The organism is Allobosea sp. CRIB-10 (assembly GCF_900112185.1).
In the GTDB taxonomy this organism is placed as follows: Bacteria; Pseudomonadota; Alphaproteobacteria; order Rhizobiales; family Beijerinckiaceae; genus Allobosea.
Genome location: NZ_FOKP01000010.1, coordinates 125,378 through 142,207 on the forward strand (window position 1 = coordinate 125,378; position 16,830 = coordinate 142,207).

17 protein-coding genes are annotated in these 16,830 nt (G+C 67.3%); 6 read left to right on the forward strand and 11 right to left on the reverse strand.

Annotated elements, in window-relative coordinates; genetic code table 11:
* The first annotated feature begins 146 nt into the window (after positions 1-146).
* The 6 genes from BMZ69_RS14710 (at position 147) to BMZ69_RS14735 (ending at position 5,207) form a co-directional block, all read left to right on the forward strand.
* Positions 147-806 (forward strand): amino acid ABC transporter permease, encoded by a 660-nt coding sequence (locus tag BMZ69_RS14710; protein WP_092157762.1) that lies wholly within the window; start codon positions 147-149, stop codon positions 804-806.
* Positions 803-1,453 carry an amino acid ABC transporter permease gene (locus BMZ69_RS14715; protein WP_092157764.1) on the forward strand — a complete coding sequence of 217 codons (651 nt, stop codon included), beginning with the start codon at positions 803-805 and terminating at the stop codon, positions 1,451-1,453. Before BMZ69_RS14710 ends, BMZ69_RS14715 begins: the two co-directional genes overlap by 4 nt.
* Complete coding sequence (locus BMZ69_RS14720) at positions 1,440-2,171, forward strand: amino acid ABC transporter ATP-binding protein (RefSeq protein WP_092157766.1); 732 nt, start codon at positions 1,440-1,442, stop codon at positions 2,169-2,171. The genes BMZ69_RS14715 and BMZ69_RS14720 overlap by 14 nt, the downstream gene beginning before the upstream one ends.
* A gap of 42 nt (positions 2,172-2,213) precedes the next feature.
* Entirely contained in the window at positions 2,214-3,014 is an 801-nt protein-coding gene (locus tag BMZ69_RS14725) for a transporter substrate-binding domain-containing protein (RefSeq protein ID WP_092157768.1), read from the forward strand.
* A gap of 217 nt (positions 3,015-3,231) precedes the next feature.
* Positions 3,232-4,272 (forward strand): succinylglutamate desuccinylase/aspartoacylase family protein, encoded by a 1,041-nt coding sequence (locus BMZ69_RS14730; protein WP_092157772.1) that lies wholly within the window; start codon positions 3,232-3,234, stop codon positions 4,270-4,272.
* Positions 4,269-5,207, forward strand: a complete 939-nt coding sequence (locus tag BMZ69_RS14735) for a threonine ammonia-lyase (RefSeq protein ID WP_092157774.1) — start codon at positions 4,269-4,271, stop codon at positions 5,205-5,207. The genes BMZ69_RS14730 and BMZ69_RS14735 overlap by 4 nt, the downstream gene beginning before the upstream one ends.
* Positions 5,208-5,313: 106 nt before the next feature.
* Here BMZ69_RS14735 and BMZ69_RS14740 read toward each other — a convergent pair whose 3' ends face one another.
* The 11 genes from BMZ69_RS14740 to BMZ69_RS14790 all read right to left on the reverse strand — a co-directional run bounded on the left by BMZ69_RS14740 (position 5,314) and on the right by BMZ69_RS14790 (position 16,741).
* Positions 5,314-6,060, reverse strand: a complete 747-nt coding sequence (locus BMZ69_RS14740) for a transporter substrate-binding domain-containing protein (RefSeq protein ID WP_210188026.1) — start codon at positions 6,058-6,060, stop codon at positions 5,314-5,316.
* A 73-nt stretch (positions 6,061-6,133) separates the two neighbouring features.
* On the reverse strand, positions 6,134-7,309 hold the full coding sequence (locus BMZ69_RS14745; protein WP_092157776.1) for a Gfo/Idh/MocA family protein: 1,176 nt from the start codon (positions 7,307-7,309) through the stop codon (positions 6,134-6,136).
* An 11-nt stretch (positions 7,310-7,320) separates the two neighbouring features.
* Positions 7,321-8,376 (reverse strand): sugar phosphate isomerase/epimerase family protein, encoded by a 1,056-nt coding sequence (locus BMZ69_RS14750; RefSeq protein ID WP_092157778.1) that lies wholly within the window; start codon positions 8,374-8,376, stop codon positions 7,321-7,323.
* 156 nt (positions 8,377-8,532) lie between these two features.
* Positions 8,533-9,732: an HD-GYP domain-containing protein gene (locus tag BMZ69_RS31895; protein ID WP_210188027.1), complete on the reverse strand. Its 1,200-nt coding sequence runs from the start codon at positions 9,730-9,732 to the stop codon at positions 8,533-8,535.
* Positions 9,733-9,905: 173 nt separating this feature from the next.
* Complete coding sequence (locus tag BMZ69_RS14760; RefSeq protein WP_092157896.1) at positions 9,906-10,916, reverse strand: polyamine ABC transporter substrate-binding protein; 1,011 nt, start codon at positions 10,914-10,916, stop codon at positions 9,906-9,908.
* Between the two features lie 54 nt (positions 10,917-10,970).
* A complete protein-coding gene (locus BMZ69_RS14765; protein WP_092157780.1) occupies positions 10,971-12,143 on the reverse strand; it encodes an NAD(P)/FAD-dependent oxidoreductase in 1,173 nt (390 codons plus the stop codon).
* Positions 12,140-13,531: an NAD(P)/FAD-dependent oxidoreductase gene (locus tag BMZ69_RS14770; RefSeq protein ID WP_092157782.1), complete on the reverse strand. Its 1,392-nt coding sequence runs from the start codon at positions 13,529-13,531 to the stop codon at positions 12,140-12,142. The genes BMZ69_RS14765 and BMZ69_RS14770 overlap by 4 nt, the downstream gene beginning before the upstream one ends.
* Before the next feature lie 208 nt (positions 13,532-13,739).
* Entirely contained in the window at positions 13,740-14,030 is a 291-nt protein-coding gene (locus BMZ69_RS14775) for a (2Fe-2S)-binding protein (RefSeq protein WP_092157784.1), read from the reverse strand.
* Between the two features lies 1 nt (position 14,031).
* Positions 14,032-14,826: an ABC transporter permease gene (locus BMZ69_RS14780; protein ID WP_092157898.1), complete on the reverse strand. Its 795-nt coding sequence runs from the start codon at positions 14,824-14,826 to the stop codon at positions 14,032-14,034.
* Between the two features lie 5 nt (positions 14,827-14,831).
* Positions 14,832-15,689, reverse strand: a complete 858-nt coding sequence (locus tag BMZ69_RS14785) for an ABC transporter permease (protein WP_092157786.1) — start codon at positions 15,687-15,689, stop codon at positions 14,832-14,834.
* Entirely contained in the window at positions 15,686-16,741 is a 1,056-nt protein-coding gene (locus BMZ69_RS14790; RefSeq protein WP_092157788.1) for an ABC transporter ATP-binding protein, read from the reverse strand. The genes BMZ69_RS14785 and BMZ69_RS14790 overlap by 4 nt, the downstream gene beginning before the upstream one ends.
* Positions 16,742-16,830 lie beyond the last annotated feature (89 nt).

Genomic DNA, 16,830 nt, shown 5'->3' on the forward strand with positions numbered 1-16,830 from the left:
CCTGTTTCATATGTGAAGCTTGACATCAAATAAGAAGCCAAACTAGCCTCCGGGTAAAGAGGGAGAGACATGAGCGCATCGCTGCAATATCCGTCCAGTGCATCCGGACGGCGGGCCCATGGCCCGCAGCCCCAAGGCTGACTGCGATGAAGTACGGGCTCCAGTTTCGCGACGTCTTTGCGGCCTGGGAGTCCATTCTCGACGGCGTCTGGATCACGCTGCTGCTGTCGGCCGTTGCGATGGTCGGCGGGCTCCTCATCGGCGTCCTCTGCGCAGCCGGGCGCACCTACGGCCCGGCCTGGCTGCGCCGCATCGTCGGCGCCTATGTCGAGATCATCCGCAACACGCCGCTGCTGGTGCAGCTCTTCCTGATCTTCTTCGGTCTGCCGAGCTTCGGCGTCAGGCTCGACGGGCTGACCGCCGCTATGATCGCGCTGGTGATCAATCTCGGCGCCTACACCACCGAGATCGTCCGTGCAGGCCTGGAGGCCGTGCCGAAGGCGCAGATCGAGGCGGGCCATTCGCTCGGACTCTCCGGGCTGCAGGTCTTCCGCTACATCGTCGTCTTCCCGGCGCTGAAGGCGATGTTCCCGGCGCTCGCCAGCCAGTTCGTCCTGCTGATGCTGGCGACCAGCGTCGCCTCGCAGATCTCGGTGCAGGACCTGTTCCACGCGGCGTCGATCGTGCAGTCGCGCACCTTCAGGGATTTCGAGGTCTATACGGTGATCGGCGTGCTCTATCTCGCGCTCGCCATCGGCTTCCGCGGCCTGTTCGCCCTGATCTACCGTGTGGTGTTCGTGCGATGATCCGCGAATTCGGCCTCATCGATGTGATGTACCTGATCGCGGCGGCGCGCTGGACGCTGGCGCTGACCGCGGTCGCCTTCGCCGGCTCGGCGATGCTGGGCCTTGCGCTCGCGATCATGCGCATCCTGCCGCTCGCGCCGCTGCGCTGGTTCTCGGCGACCTATATCCAGCTGGTGCAGGGCACGCCGCTCTTGGTCTGGCTCTTCCTGATCTTCTTCGGCCTGCCGCTCGCCGGCATCTCGGTCAATCCCTGGATCGCGGCGGCCGTCGCCTTCTCGGTCTACGGCTCGGCCTTCCTAGGCGAGATCTGGCGGGGCGCGCTGGTCTCGATCGCCAGAACACAATGGGAGGCGGGCGCCTCGCTCGGGCTCTCGCTGACGGAGCAGCTGCGCTACGTCATCATCCCGCAATCGATCCGGATCGCGATCCCGCCGACGGTCGGCTTCCTCGTCCAGCTGATCAAGAACACCTCGCTCGCGGCTGTGATCGGCTTCGTCGAGCTCACCCGCGAGGGCCAGCTCACCGCGGCCGGCACTTACAAGCCCTTCGCCGTCTACATCACCGTCGCCTGCATCTATTTCGCGATGTGCTTCCCTCTCACGCAATGGAGCCGCTCGCTCGAGCGGAAGCTCGATGTCGCTCGTTGAAATCCATGACGTCAGCAAGAGCTATGGCGCCAACCAGGTGCTGAAGGGCGTCTCGCTCGATATCGAGAAGGGCGAGGTCGTCGCCGTGATCGGCCGCTCGGGCTCAGGCAAGAGCACGCTGCTGCGCTGCGTCAACGGGCTGGAGCCGGTCCAGGCCGGCACGATCCGCATCGACGGCGTCCAGGTCAACGATCCCGCGACCGATTTGCGCAAGCTCCGGCAGGAGGTCGGCATCGTCTTCCAGCAATTCAACCTGTTCCCGCATCTCTCGGTCAGCGACAACATCACGCTCGCCCCGCGCGTCGTGAAGAAGCAGAAGCCGGAGGAGGCGCGCGAGGTCGCCCGCGAGGTGCTCGCTCGCGTCGGGCTGGAGGACAAACTCGACGCCTACCCGTCCCAGCTCTCCGGCGGCCAGCAGCAGCGCGTCGCGATCGCCCGCTCGCTGGCGATGCGGCCCAAGCTGATGCTGTTCGACGAAGTCACCTCGGCGCTCGACCCGGAGCTCACCGGCGAAGTGCTGAAAGTGCTCGAATCCGTGGCGCAGGAGGGCATGACCATGATGCTCGTCACCCACGAAATGGGCTTTGCCCGCAGGTTCGGCTCGCGCGTCGTCTTCATGCACGAGGGCCGCATCCACGAAGAAGGCCAGGCCGCGGCGGTGCTCGCCCAGCCGAAGACGCCCGAGCTCACCACCTTCCTCAGCGCAGTCCTGCATTGAGGAGGCCAACCGGTTCCAGTTCAGTCACGAGGGGAGGACAACATGCGTAAGCTGTTTGCAGGCAGAACATTCCTAGCAGGGCTTGCGGCGATGGCGATCGCCGCATTCGGTGCGGTCGAGGCCAAGGCCGACAAGCTCCAGGACATCCTGTCCAAGGGCGTGGTGCGCATCGGCGTGCCGCTCGACGCGCCGCCCTTCGGCTCGCAGGATGCCAACCGCAAGGCGGTCGGATTCGACATCGAGCTCGCCGAGATGGTCGCCAAGGGCCTCGGCGTGAAGCTGGAGATGCAGCAGATCACCGGCGCCAACCGCATTCCCTTCCTGCTCACCGACAAGGTCGACATCGTCATCTCGGTGATGGGGCTGTCGCCGGAGCGCGCCCGGCAGATCCAGTTCACGGCGCCTTATGCCAACACCTTCCTCGCCGTCTACGGCGCGAAATCGGCGAATGTGACCAGCCCGGAGACGCTCGGTTCCAACCGCGTCGCCGCCGCCAAGGGCACGACGCAGGAACTCGCCATCACGGAATCCGCCCCGAAGGCGAATGTGATGCGCACCGAGGACGACGCGACCGCTGCCGCCGCCTACATCACCGGCCAGGCCGACCTGCTCGCGACCAACTCGATCGTCGCCCAGGCGCTCGCCAAGCAGAACCCGAGCAAGGAGTTCGAGCGCAAATTCGTCATCCGCCGCAGCCCGGCGCATATGGGCGTGCAGATGGACCAGCATAATCTCGTGCGCTGGCTCGACAGCTTCATCTTCTACGCCTCGATCAATGGCGAGCTCGACCGGCTGCACAAGAAGTATCTGGACATGCCGATGGACCCTCTGCCGACGCTGTAACAGCCGATCGGCAACCAAAACAGGCGCGAGGAACCCTCTTGTAAGGAGAGGGCAGGGTGAGGTGTGGGCCCTGTGACTAGCTCCGCGAGGCCTGACCGCGCGGTTGGGTTCAGGCCAGCGTTTCCAGTCCGAACACCTCACCCCTGCCCCTCTCCTTCCAGGAGAGGGGCTCCCCGCGGCCGTCCCTGAAGCCGTCGCATTTTCCAAGAGCCCCGCCATGACCAGCCCCCGCCAGAAGCCGACGCCGCGCCCGTCCTCCGCCTTCCTCACCGTCGATCCGGAGAAGGACGGCAAGCAGGTCGGCTTCCTGATGATCCCGCATTCGCCTGACGACGATGCCTGGGGCGCGACACGGATCCCGGTCGCGATCATCAAGAACGGCTCGGGTCCGACCGCGATCCTCGAAGGCGGCAATCATGGCGACGAGTATGAAGGGCCGATCGCGATCTGCGACCTGATCCGCGATCTCGACCCCGGCCGCGTGCAGGGCCGCCTCATCCTGATGCCGGCGAACAATGTCCATGCCGTCATCGCGGGAAAACGGACCTCGAGCGTCGACGGGCTCAATTTCAACCGCACCTTCCCGGGCGATCCGCGCGGCACCATCACCCAGCAGATCTCAGCCTTCGTCAGCGACCATATCCTGCCGCTCGGCGATGCCTTCCTCGACCTGCATTCCGGCGGCTCCTCGCTCGACATCATCCCGAGCGCGATCGTCGAGCCGAGCGACGATCCGCAGCTGCACAAGAGCAATGTCGCGGCGGTGCAGGCCTTCGATGCGCCGATGACGGTGGTGATCTCCAATCTCGGCGAGCCGCGCACCGCGACGGCGACCGCCTGCCGGCAGGGGCTCGTCACCGTCGGGACGGAAATGGCGGGCGCCGGCACGGTCTCGCTCGACGCGCTGAAGATCTGCCGGCGCGGCGTCGCCAATGTGCTCGATCATCTCGGCATCGTCGCTCGCGACAAGCCGGAGCCGCGGCGCGGCGACGGGCAGGTGCTCGAACTGCCCGGTACCTCGGCGTATGTCTATGCGACGGTCGATGGAGTCTTCGAACCCTTCCACGCCAATGGCGAAAAGGTCGGGGCCGGCCAGCCGGCAGGCCGTATCCATTGCACCTGGGACCCGACGCGTCCGCCCGAGACGCTGCATTACGCCGCCGACGGCATCCTCTACGGACGGCGTCAGCCGGGGCGGGTTCGGCCGGGCAATTGCTGCCTGATCGTGGCGGCGCCCTATCGCGGAGTGCTGTCGTGATCGGCCTTGACGATATCCGCGCGGCGCGCTGGCGGATCGCGCCTCATATCCGCAAGACGCCGATCCTGCCCTATGGCCAGCTCAGCTCGCGCGACGAGTTCGGCGGCACGGTGACGCTGAAGCTCGAATTGCTGCAGGCGGCCGGCTCGTTCAAGGCACGTGGCGCGATGAACCGGCTACTGACGCTCTCGGCTGAGCAGCTTGCTCGCGGCGTCGTCACGGCGTCGGGCGGCAATCACGGGCTCGCCATCGCCCGCTCGGCCCATGTGCTCGGCGCCAGGGCCAAGATCTTCCTGCCGTCCAATGTCGTCGCCGACAAGGTCGCCAAGCTGAAACGCTGGGGTGCCGAGGTCGAGATCGTCGGCGCGATCTGGGACGATGCCAATGCCGCGGCGCTTGCCTACGCCAGGGAGACCGGCGCGACCTACGCGCATCCGTTCAGCGATCCCGTCGTGGTCGCCGGGCAGGGCACGCTCGGCCTCGACATCCTCGACGAGATTCCCGATGTCGATGTCATCCTCGTCGCGATCGGCGGCGGCGGGCTGATCACCGGGCTGTCGACGGCGGTGAAGGCGCTCAGGCCGCAGACCCGGATCATCGGCGTCGAGCCCTATGGCTCGCCGACGCTGCATGCCTGCCTGGAAGCTGGCAAGCTGGTGACGCTCGACAGGCTGGAGACGCGGGTCGCGACGATGTCGTGCCGGCGCACCGACCAGGCGATCTATGAGGCGGTCGCCAAACATGTCGACGAGATCGTGCTGGTCAGCGACGACGAGATGGAGGGGGCGGCGCAATCGCTCTGGTTCGAGTTCGGCATCGCCGCCGATCTCTCGGGCGCTGCGGCGGTCGCGGCGCTGCAGGCGAAACGCTTCGTGCCTGCGCCGGGCAGCAAGGTCTGCGCGCTGGTCTGCGGCGCCGGAACGGATGGGACATGACCACCCCCGTCATGCTCGGGCTTGACCCGAGCATCTCGGAAACCAGTGCCTTCTCGTCATGAGATTCTCGGGTCTGCGCTTCGCTTCGCCCGAGAATGACGGCTGATCAACGTGCGACGCTCAGCCCCTGCACGCCGTGCTTGGCGATCAGCGCTGCGACGAAGCCTGAGTCCTTCGCCACAGCGACGAATTTTGCGAGATAATCCGCCGCTTCGGCCTTGGCCTTGGGCACGCCGATCGCCTGCTGCACGGTCATGAAATAGCCGTCGAGGATGCGCGTGCCGGGGATCGCCTGAACATCCTTGAGCAGGCGGGGACGCAGGCCGGCCAGCGCGTCCAACTCCTTGGCGACGAAGTCATTTGCGGAATCGTCGAGCGAGCCGGAGCGGACGAGCTCGCCCCGGCGGATGTTGCGATCGAGCCAGAGCCCATAGGCGGCGCGGCCACTGACCGCGATGCGGACGCCCTCAGCATCGACATCGGCGACCTCGCGCAAGGGCGAAGCTTCCCGGACGAGATAGGTCGCTTCGATCTCGGCATAGGCAGGCGTGAAACTGATCGCTTCGGCCCGCTGCGGCTCGGCGCCGATCAGGCCGACATCCCATTCATCGCAAGGCGCGGCATCGGCGAGCAGGCCGGGATTCTCGTAAGGCACATAGCGCAGGCCGGTGCCGAGATGGTCGGCGAGCGCCCGTGCCATGTCCGGCGAGACGCCTTGCGGCGCGCCCTGCGGGTCGCGGCTGGAGACCAGCAGGAAGTTCGAGAGGTTGATGCCGGCGCGCAGCAGGTTGGCAGGCGCCAGATGCTCGCGCATGGTCGGCGAGAGCTGGCCGATATCGGGGCGGAATTCCATGGCGCTGTCCTCCCTGTCGTTGGCCCCGCTTATGCCGCGCGGCCGGTAGGGAGGACAAGCGGGATCGTCGGCGTCAAAGTTCCAGCCAGCGCGCACCTTTGGCCGAGGAGCGCACGGCCGCCTCGATGAAGCGGACGCCGCGGACGCCCTCAGTAACGGTCGGCACCTGCGTCGAGAAGGCGGCCGGCTCGCGTCTTTCGATCCGGGCCGTGATCTGCTCGGCGATATCGGCGTAGAGCTGGGCGAAGCCTTCGAGATAGCCCTCGGGATGGCCAGCCGGCACGCGCGAGGCGGCATTGGCGACGGGGTAAGTGCCGGCGCCGTTGCGGCGGATCAGGCGCGGCGGCTCGCCGAGCGGCGAATGGATCAGCAGGTTGGGGTTTTCCTGCTGCCATTCGAGGCCCCCCTTCTCGCCATAGAGGCGGATGCGCAAGCCGTTCTCCTGGCCGGCGGCGACCTGGCTGCACCAGAGCATGCCGCGCGCGCCGTTTTTGAAACGCAGCAGCATATGGGCGTTGTCGTCGAGCCGGCGGCCTTCGACGAAGACATGCGCCTCGGCGCAGAGCGCCTCGACTTCGTCGCCGGCGATGAACTCCGCGAGGTTGAAGGCATGGCTGCCGATATCGCCGATCGAACCGGCCGGGCCTGATCGAGCCGGATCGGTGCGCCACTCCGCCTGCTTCTGGCCGCTGTCCTCGAGCCGTGTCGCGAGCCAGTCCTGGGCATACTCGACCTGGACGACGCGGAGCTTTCCGATCGTGCCGTCGGCGACCATGGCCCGCGCCTGCCGGACCAGCGGATAGCCCGTATAGTTGTGGGTTACCGCGAAGATCAGCCCGCTGTCCTTCGCGAGCTTGGCCAAGCTTTCCGCCTCGCGCAGGGTCGTCGTCAGCGGCTTGTCGCTGATCACATGGATGCCGGCCTTGAGGAAGGCCTTGGCTGCCGGTGCATGGGCGTGGTTGGGCGTGACGATCGCGACCGCGTCGATGCCGTCCTTGCGGCGCTTCTCGCGCTTGGCCATCTCTTCGGCGTCGGCATAGAGGCGGGCGGGGTCGAGCAGCAGGTCTTCGCCCGAGAGCCGCCCGCGCTCAGGATCTGACGAGAGCGCACCGGCGACGAGCTGCCAGCGATCATCGAGTCTTGCGGCGATGCGATGCACCGCGCCGATGAAGGCCCCGCGCCCGCCGCCGACCATGCCGAGGCGCAGGCGGCGGTTGAGCCTTTGCGTCGTCGAGCCTTCGATCGCCATGGCTATCCCCTTCAGCCGAGTCCGAGCATGCGCCGGTTGGCCGCCTCGTCAGTGCCTCCCGCGGCGAAGTCGTCGAAGACCTTCTCGGTCACCCGGATGATATGGGCGGCGATGAACTCCGCACCCTCGCGCGCGCCGTCCTCGGGATGCTTCAGGGCGCATTCCCATTCGAGCACGGCCCAGGAGTCGTAGTCGTACTGCGCCAGCTTGGAGAAGATGCCGCCGAAATCGACCTGGCCGTCGCCGAGCGAGCGGAAGCGGCCGGCCCGGTCGATCCAGGGCTCGTAGCCGCCATAGACGCCGACGCGGCCATTCGGGTTGAACTCGGCGTCCTTCACATGGAAGGCCTTGATGCGCTCATGGTAGAGGTCGATGAAGGCGAGATAGTCGAGCTGCTGCAACAGGAAATGGCTGGGATCATAGTTGATGCAGGCGCGGGGATGGCCGCCGACCGCATCGACGAAGCGCTCGAAGGTCGCCCCGTCATGGACGTCCTCGCCCGGATGGATCTCGTAGCAGAGGTCGACACCGGCCTCGTCATAGGCGTCGAGGATCGGGCGCCAGCGCTTCCCAAGCTCTTCGAAGGCGGTCTCGACCAGGCCGGCGGGGCGTTGCGGCCAGGGGTAGACGAAGGGCCAGGCGAGCGCGCCGGTGAAGCTGACATTGGCGGAAAGGCCGAGGCGGCGCGAGGCCTTCGCGCCGAGCTTCATCTGCTCGACCGCCCATTCCTGCCGCGCCTTCGGATTGCCGCGCACCGCCGGCACGGCGAAGCCGTCGAACGCCTCGTCGAAGGCGGGATGGACGGCGACGAGCTGGCCCTGGAGATGGGTCGATAGCTCGGTGATCGCCAGACCGTATTGGGCAAGGGTGCCCTTGACCTCGTCGCAATAGGTGTCGGATTCGGCGGCCCTGGCGAGATCGAACAGGCGGGCGTCCCAGCTCGGGATCTGCACACCCTTGTAGCCCATGGAAGCGGCCCAGCGGCCGATGGCGTCGAGCGAATTGAAAGGCGCCGCATCGCCGGCGAACTGGGCGAGGAAAAGGCCAGGGCCCTTCATGGTCTTCATCGCGACCTCCCGACAACGCGGCTCCTTGCCGGAGCTCGCAATCGCCGCCTGACCGGCGATGTAATCGATTGCAGGACTGTAGCGGGACGGTCTCGCCTGTCAAATCTCGTAGTGCCGTCGCGCTGCCCGGCGGTGGGCCAACGCGCTATCGGAGGCTCAAACCGGGTTGCTGAATTGGTTGCCGATCTCTTGGAAGACCGGCGCGATCTCCAGGAAGACATCGACCAGCCCCGGATCGAAATGGCGGCCACGTTCGCTTTCGATCACCTTTACCGCCTCGGCATGCGGAATCGCGGCCTTGTAGATCCGATCCGAGACCAGGGCATCGTAGACATCGGCGATTGCCATGATCCGCCCGCAGAGCGGGATGGCTTCGCCGGCAAGGCCTTCCGGGTAGCCTTTGCCGTCCCAGCGCTCGTGATGGGAATAGGCCATCTCCTTGGCGATGGTCAGGAAGCTGGTGGTGCCACCGAAATAGCGCTCGGCATTGGCGATGGCGTCGCGCCCCAGCTTCGCATGGGTGCGCATGATCGCGAATTCCTCGGCGTCGAGCCTGCCGGGCTTGCGCAGGATGGCGTCTGAGATGCCGACCTTGCCGATATCGTGCAGCGGCGCCGATTTGTACATGAGCTCGATCAGCCCGGCGTCGAGCTCGGGCTGGTAGAGCCCGTGCTGGCGTGCCGCCTCGGCCAGTGCGCGGACATAATGCTGGGTCCGGCGGATATGGTCGCCGGTTTCGTTGTCGCGGGTGTCGGCGAGCGCGGCCATGGCGAGTATCAGCGCATCCTTGGCGCGCACCGCCTCCTCGCGCGCGGCATTGAGCGATGAGAACAGCGCGACATTGGTCATCGCCACCGCGGCGCTGTTGGCGATGCGCTTGAGCATCTCGACGCTCTCGTCGGAGGGCTTGTGCGGGCGCGCCCAATAGGCGCCGATCGCGGCGACAGGATCGTCGGCGTGCACCGGCACCATGACGAGGCTCTGCACGAAGGTCGGCCGATAGGCGGCGTGCGGAATGCGATCGTCGGCGTAGACATCCTCGATCACGACGGCCTCGCCATGCAGCATCGCCCAGCCGGAGATGCAGCGTTCGAGCGGGAAGCGCTGGCCCTTCCAGAGCGGGCCGATCGCATCCTCGTCGGCATAGAAGCACTTGTCGCCTTCGCGCAGGACGAAGCTGATGCCGTCGGCGCCGACGAGCCTGCGGGCGCCGCCACGGACGACCCGCAGGATCTCCTCGACCCCACGCGCCTTGGCGAGGCGCGTCGTCAGCTCTTCGAGGCTGGCCTTGGCCGGGGTCTCGATCTGCTCATCCCCGCCGAGAGCTGGCGAGGCCAGTGCGGCCGACTGCGTCATCCCACCACCATGTCGGTTCGCTTCACAGCAGGCAGGGCCGCGCCGGAATCGCTACGATCATGGACGGCAAACCTTAAAATGCAAGGAATGCGTGCAGTCTAAAAGCACCTGATGGCACGAAACCCGCCGCCAGGGCTTTTCCCCGGCGGCGGGCCAGTCGCAAATGTCGTCGCTCAGCGCTCGATCATCTTGTTCCAGCGGCTGTTCCATTCCGGCCGCTTGGCGTTGATCTGGTCCCAGTCGAGGGTGACGGCGGTCTTCATATTGGCGTGGAAGGCCTCGAGCTTCTTCTCGGCCTCTGGCGTCGAGGCCTTGGCCTTGGTGTTCGAGGGCACGATGTTGCCGGCGGCGAGCGCCTTGGACTGGGCTTCCGGCGAGAGCAGATAAGCGGCGAGCTTCTGCGCCAGCTCCGGCTCGGAATTCCTGGCGATGACGCATTGGGCGACCATCAGCACGACCGAGCCTTCCTTCGGCTGGGCGTATTCGACGGCGATGCCCTTGTCCTTCAGAGTCGAGATGCCGGTCGGGGTGAGCGGGAAGATCGCGGCCTCGCCGGTCTGCGCCATCTCGGCGATCTTGGCCGAACTCGGGATGAATTCGAGCACGTTCTTGCCGATCGTGTCGCGGAACTTGGTGAAGCCCGGCTCGACATTGGCCTCGGTGCCGCCCTGGATGCGATTGAACATCAGGAAGGCATGCAGGCCGAAGGAGGAGGCCGAGGCCGACTGGAACACGACCTTGCCCTTGTACTTGGGATCGGCGAGGTCCATCCACGAGGTCGGCGCCGGCCAGCCCTTCTCGTCGAATAGCTTCTTGTTGTAGCCGAGCCCGGTCATGCCGAGATCGATGCCGACGGCCATGTCGTCCTTCATGCGGGTGCCGGGGGCGAGATCGGCAAGCTCGGGGCCGGGCTTCGTCTTCTCGCAGAGGCCGGCGCCGATGGCGCGGACCATGACGCCGTCATCGAGGAACATGACGTGCATCTGCGGCTTGTCCTTGGCCGCGGTCGCCTTGGCGAGGATGTCCGAGGAGGTGCCGGGCACGACCACGACCTTGACGTCATTGGCCTTCTCGAAATCCGGGAAGACGGCCTGGGTGAAGGTCTTCTCGAAATTGCCGCCGTTCATGCCGACATAGAGCGTCTTCGACTGGGCGAAGGCGCTGCCGGCGGCGGCGAGCGCCATGGCGGCGACGCCGGCGGCCAGGATGGTGCGATAGGTCATAAGCTCAACTCCCCTCTAATGTTGCGGCTCTTGGTTTCGCCCCGCACCCGAGCCAGCGTCGGTGCGGGCGGACGTCTCTCTGAAGCGGCCGATCGAGAAGGCTTCGATCGGGGTCTGGGTCTCGCCGTCGCGGACGAGCTCGGCGATGACCTCGCCGACGCCCGGCGCGATCTGGAAGCCGGCGCCGGTGAAGCCGAAGGCGTGGATCAGGCCGGGCGTGGTTCCGCTCGGGCCGATCACGGGGTTTCTGTCGGGCATGGCCCCTTCCGTGCCGCTCCAGAAGCGGATCGCCTGGGCATGGCGCAGGGCCGGGAACAGCGCGGCGGCGTTGTTCATGATCGCGATCGCGCCGTCGCCGCGCGGCCGCGAGAAATCGGCATCGGCCAGCGGTAAGGCGCGCTCGCCGCCGACCACGACATTGCCGCGCTCGACCTGGCGGGCATAGATGCCGCCGCCTTCCATGCCGATATTGACCGACATCACCGGCTCCATCGGCTCGGTGACGACCATGGAGGGGTAGATGCGCGAGAGCGGCACCGGCTCGCCGAAGCTTTCGGCGAAGGGACCGGCCCAGGCACCGGCGCTGTTGATGACGAAGCGGGCGCGCAGCGAAAGGTTGTTCGCGGCCTGGAGCGCGAAGCCCTCGCCGTCGCGGGTCACGTCTTCGACCGCCGTGTTCTCCAGGACCTCGACGCCGGCCCGGCGCGCCGCGGCGGCGAAACCGGTCGCGACCAGGCGTGGATTGGCATGGCCGTCGCCTGCACAGAAGGAAGCACCGACGACGCCGTCGCCGATCCAGCCGAAGCGCTCGCGCAGGCCGTTATGGCCGATCAGTTCGAGATCGAGCCCCTGCTCGGCGACGGCTTGCGCATAGGCTTCGAGCGAGGCCATGTCGGCGTCGTTGCGGGCGAGCTTGAGATGGCCGGAACGCAGGAATTCGCCGTCGATGCCGATCAGCGCCTTGAGCCGCGGCCAGATCGCATGCGCCCGTTGCGAGAGCGGCAGCTGCTCGACCGGGCGGCCCTGTCGGCGCACGCCGCCATAGTTCACGCCCGAGGCCTGCGCGCCGCAAAAGCCCTTGTCGATCAGAGCGACGGAAAAGCCCATGCCGCGCAGCGCCAGCGCGGCCGAGGAGCCGACAAGGCCGCCGCCGATGATCGCGACGTCGACGGAAAGGCGCCGGCTCATTCCGCCGCCTCCTGCTGCGCGGCGAGCGCGAGCGTCAGCGGCACCGGCTTGACCGGTGCCTGGCTGCGCAGGCGGCCGACGGCCTCGATGCCGCGGTTCGTCTCATGCGCGAGCAATTCGGCGGCTGCCGCCCCGCAGACGCGGCCCTGGCAACGCCCCATGCCGACGCGGCTCACGGCCTTCAGCCGGTTGAGCTCATGCACGCCGAAGCGGCCGACCGCGGCACGGACCTCGCCGGCGGTGACCTCCTCGCAGCGACAGAGCGTGGTGCCGTCGGCGATGTCCTTCACCCAGTGAGCCGGGAAGGGGAAGGCGGCTTCGAGCACCGCGCGGAAGCGGGCAATGCGGGCGAGCTCGCCCTCAAGCGCGGCAGCGCGGCCAGCGTCATGCGGCAGGCCGCGATCCTGCAGCAGAGCGAGCGCGGCGCGTTCGCCGGAGCGTTCGGCCGCATCCGCACCGGCGATGCCGGCGCCGTCGCCGGCGAGATAGACGCCGGGGACGCTGGTCCGGCCGGCGGCGTTGCGCTCGGGCAGGGCGGCGCGGTCGCGCTGATCGAAGGCGAAGCGGCAGCCGGCGAGGTCGGCGAGCTGGGTTTCGGAGCGCAAAGCAAGGCCGTAGCCGACGCCGTCGCAGGCGAGCCGATGCTCCAGCCCGTACTGTCGCCAGGCGACCGCCTCGACCGTGTTCTTGCCCTCGATGCGGATATCGCCGACGCCGTAATGCAGGCCGACACCGCCCAGCTTCAGCTCTGCGGTCATCCGCATGCCGCGCAGTACGATTCCCGGGAAGAGCGGCAGGCCGCGCAGCAGATTGAACTTTGCGGCGAAGGGCGCGGTGTCGAGCACCGCCGCGACCTTGGCGCCAGCCTTCATGTACTGCCAGGCGACGAGGTAGAGCAGCGGTCCCGAGCCGAGGAAGACGATTCTCGAACCTATGGCGCAGCCCTGGCTCTTCAGCGCGATCTGGGCGCCCCCCAGCGTGAAGACGCCGGGCAGGGTCCAGCCGGGGATCGGCAGGATGCGGTCGGTGGCGCCGGTGGCGAGCAGGAGGCCGTCATAGGCGACCTGCCGGCTGGTGCCTTCGACCATGATGTCGGCCCGGCCCTCACGCAGATTCCAGAGCAGCGCTTGCGGCCAGTAATCGAGCTTGCCGTCGAGCGCCGCGAAATCGCGATGCAGCGCCTCGGCCTTGGATGCCTCCGAGCCGTAGAGGTCGCGGCTGGAGCGCCCGTCCGGAGTGAGGCGCTGGCGATAGATCTGGCCGCCGCAAGCGGGCGCTTCGTCGACCACGAGCGGACGCATGCCGGCCGCGACCAGTGCCTCGGCAGCCCGGATGCCGGCGGGGCCGGCGCCGACGATCAGCGGTTGCGGGCGTGCTGTCAGGGTCATCGATGCTGTTCCCTGCCAGAGGAGACGGTGTGGAACCGCGACAGGCTCTCTCTCCCGGAACGTGGGAGAGGTGGAGAGGGGGCCGGGACGCCCGCGACGGCTGGAGCATAGGCTTCGGAAGGGACGCGGCCTCGAAGGGCCCCCTCCCAACCCTCCCCCGTTACGGGAGAGGGCTCCCGCGCCTCTCGCAGTTCAGTCAGCGCCCCGCTCATGCCGCCCTCGCACGGCGGGTGAGGATGCGCATGCCGGCGGTCAACGCCGTCGAGCAGGCACGCAGGCGCTCGCCGTTCTCGAGCACGACCCAGCAATCCTGACAGGCGCCCATCTGGCAGAAGCCGGCGCGCGGCGAGGCCGAGAACTCGGAGAGGCGCAGGCGCTCGGCCTGGGTCAGGATCGCGGTCAGCACGGTGTCGCCGGCGCGGCCCTCGCAAGGCTCGCCATCGAGGCTGAAGGGGATGGCCGGATGGTCGGCGCGGACGAGGCGATGCAGCAGCGGCATGTCACTTCTGCCCGACCAGGATCTTGTCGAGGCCGAAGGCGCGGTCGAGCACCAGCATGGCGGCGGCGGTGAGCGCGATCATCAGCGCCGACACCGCGGCCATCATCGGATCGATTGATTCGGTCGCGTACATGTACATCCGCACCGGCAGGGTCACCGTCTGCGGCGAGGTCACGAAGATCGACATGGTCAGCTCGTCGAAGCTGTTGATGAAGGCGAGCAGCCAGCCGCCGGTGATGCCGGGCAGGATCATCGGCGCGGTGACGCGGCGAAACACCGTCCAGTGCGAGGCGCCCAGCGTCATCGCCGCCTGCTCGGCCGAGCGGTCGAGCCCGGTGAAGGCCGCCATCACCAGGCGCAGCACATAGGGCGTGATCACCACGACATGGCAGGCGACGAGCCAGGCGAAGCTGCCGGTCGCGCCGATCAGCGCGAAGAGCCGCAGGAAGGCGACGCCGAGCACGAGATGCGGGATGATCAGCGGCGAGAGGAAAAGGGCGTTCAGCGCATTGCGGCCGGGAAAGTCGTAGCGGTCGATGGCGAGCGCGGCCGGCACCGAAATCGCCACCGAGAGCGTCGCGGCGAGGCTCGCCAGCCAAAGGCTGTTGACGAAGGAGGCGACGAAATCGGGATGGCGGAAGATCTCGCGGAACCAGCGCAGCGAGAAGCTGGTGGTCGGGATCGAGAGCGTGTTCTCCGGGGTGAAGGCGACGAGGCAGATCACCACCAGTGGCGCCAGCACGAAGGCGACGACGAGGGTGTGGAAGAGGAGCGCGACGGGGCCGTTCTTCTGCATCGGGATCACCCCAAAGCCTTGCGGGCTCGCGTCTCGACGACGCGGTTATAGGCCAGCATGATCACGAGATTGGCGGCGAGGACGATGATCGCGATCGTCGCGCCGAGCGGCCAGTTCAGCTCGTGCATGTATTCGTCGTAAACCAGCGTCGCCGCCATCTTGAGCCGGCGCCCGCCGAGCAGGCCCGGGATGGCGAAGGCCGAGGCCGAAAGGCCGAAGACGATCAGGCTGCCCGACAGCATGCCGAGCGAGACCTGCGGCAGCACCACGCGGCGCAAGGCGGTGAAGTGCGAGGCGCCGAGGCTCCAGGCGGCGGCCTCGACCATCGGATCGAGCTTCTGCAGCGCGGTCCAGACCGGGATCACCATGAAGGGCAGCATGACGTGGACGAGCGCGATCACGATCGCGGTCTCGGTGTAGAGCAGCCGGACGCTGTCGAAGCCGAACGCCTGAAGCGACTGATTCACCAGGCCGGTCGAGCCGAGCAGCATGCTCCAGCCGAAGGCGCGGACGACGACCGAGACGAGCAGCGGCCCGATGATCACCAGCAGGAAGACCGAGCGCCAGGGATCGCGCATCCGCGACAGGATATAGGCCTCGGGTGCGCCGATGACGGCGCAGATCAGCGTGGTCAGCGCGGCGAGCCGCAGCGTGCGCCAGAAGATGCCGAGATAATAGTCGTCCGAGAACACCGCCGCGTAATGGGCAAGGATGAACTCGTTCTTGATGCCGGTCGTATGGTCGTAGGCGTGGAAGGACAGGATCACCGTCAGCACCAGCGGCAGGACGATGAGCCCGAGGAAGAGCAGCGCGCCCGGCCCGGCGAGCCAGAACGGTGTCGCCGCGGAGCGCCCGACGCTCATGCCGCCGCTCCCTGCGCCAGAGGCTCGATGCGCTGGCTCGCCAGGGCCCAGTCGAGCGCGACCTTGGCGCCTTCGCGGGCCGGCTCCTCGCCATCGTTCGGGGCCGAGACCAGGATGGCGCCCGCCGGCGTCTCGACTGTGAACAGCCAGGAACCGCCGAGGAAGAAGCGATTGGCGATCGTGCCGTCGAGCCGGCCCTGACCCGCGGGTTTGAGGGCGATCTTTTCAGGGCGGACCGAGAGTGCGATCGCCTGTCCTTCGACGAAGCCGCTCGCTTCCGAGGGCAGGGCGATACCGGCGATCTCCGCCGCGCCCTTGCGCCAGACACCGTCCAGCCGGTTCATCTTGCCGACGAAGGTGGAAATGAACGGTGTCGCCGGGTTCTCGTAGAGCTTGTAGGGCGCATCGACCTGCGTCATCCGGCCCTGCTCCATCACCACGACGCGATCGCTGATCGAGAGCGCCTCGGCCTGGTCATGCGTCACCATGATGGTGGTGGTGCCGACACGCTGCTGGATGCGGCGCAGCTCGAACTGCATCTCCTCGCGCAATTTGGCGTCGAGATTGGAAAGCGGCTCGTCGAGCAACAGCACCGGCGGCTGAATGACGAGGGCCCGAGCGATGGCGACGCGCTGGCGCTGGCCGCCGGAGAGCTGGCGCGGATAGCGCTCGGCGAAGCCGCCGAGATGGACGAGGCCGAGCATGGTCGCTACGCGCTCGTCGCGCTCGGCCTTGGCGACCTTGCGCATCTCCAGGCCGAAGGCGACGTTCTGCGCGACCGTCATGTGAGGGAAGAGCGCATAGCTCTGGAAGACGATGCCAAGGCCGCGCTTGTTCGGTGTCTCGCGGGTGATGTCGCGGCCATCGAGCATGATCGTGCCGGTGGTCGGCTCGACCAGCCCGGCGATCATCTGCAGCGTCGTGGTCTTGCCGCAGCCGGAGGGGCCGAGCAGCGAGACGAACTCGCCCTTGGCGACGCTGAGGTCGATGTCGCGCGCGGCGGCGAAATCGCCATAGACCTTGCTCAGCTTCTCCAGCGTCAGGAAGCTCATGACCTCTCCCGCTTGGCTCGCCCCGCCCGCTCATCGGGGTCTTTTGCCCTCATGCGTTCCAGAAGCCGCAGCGGTGGAATTTCGTCAAC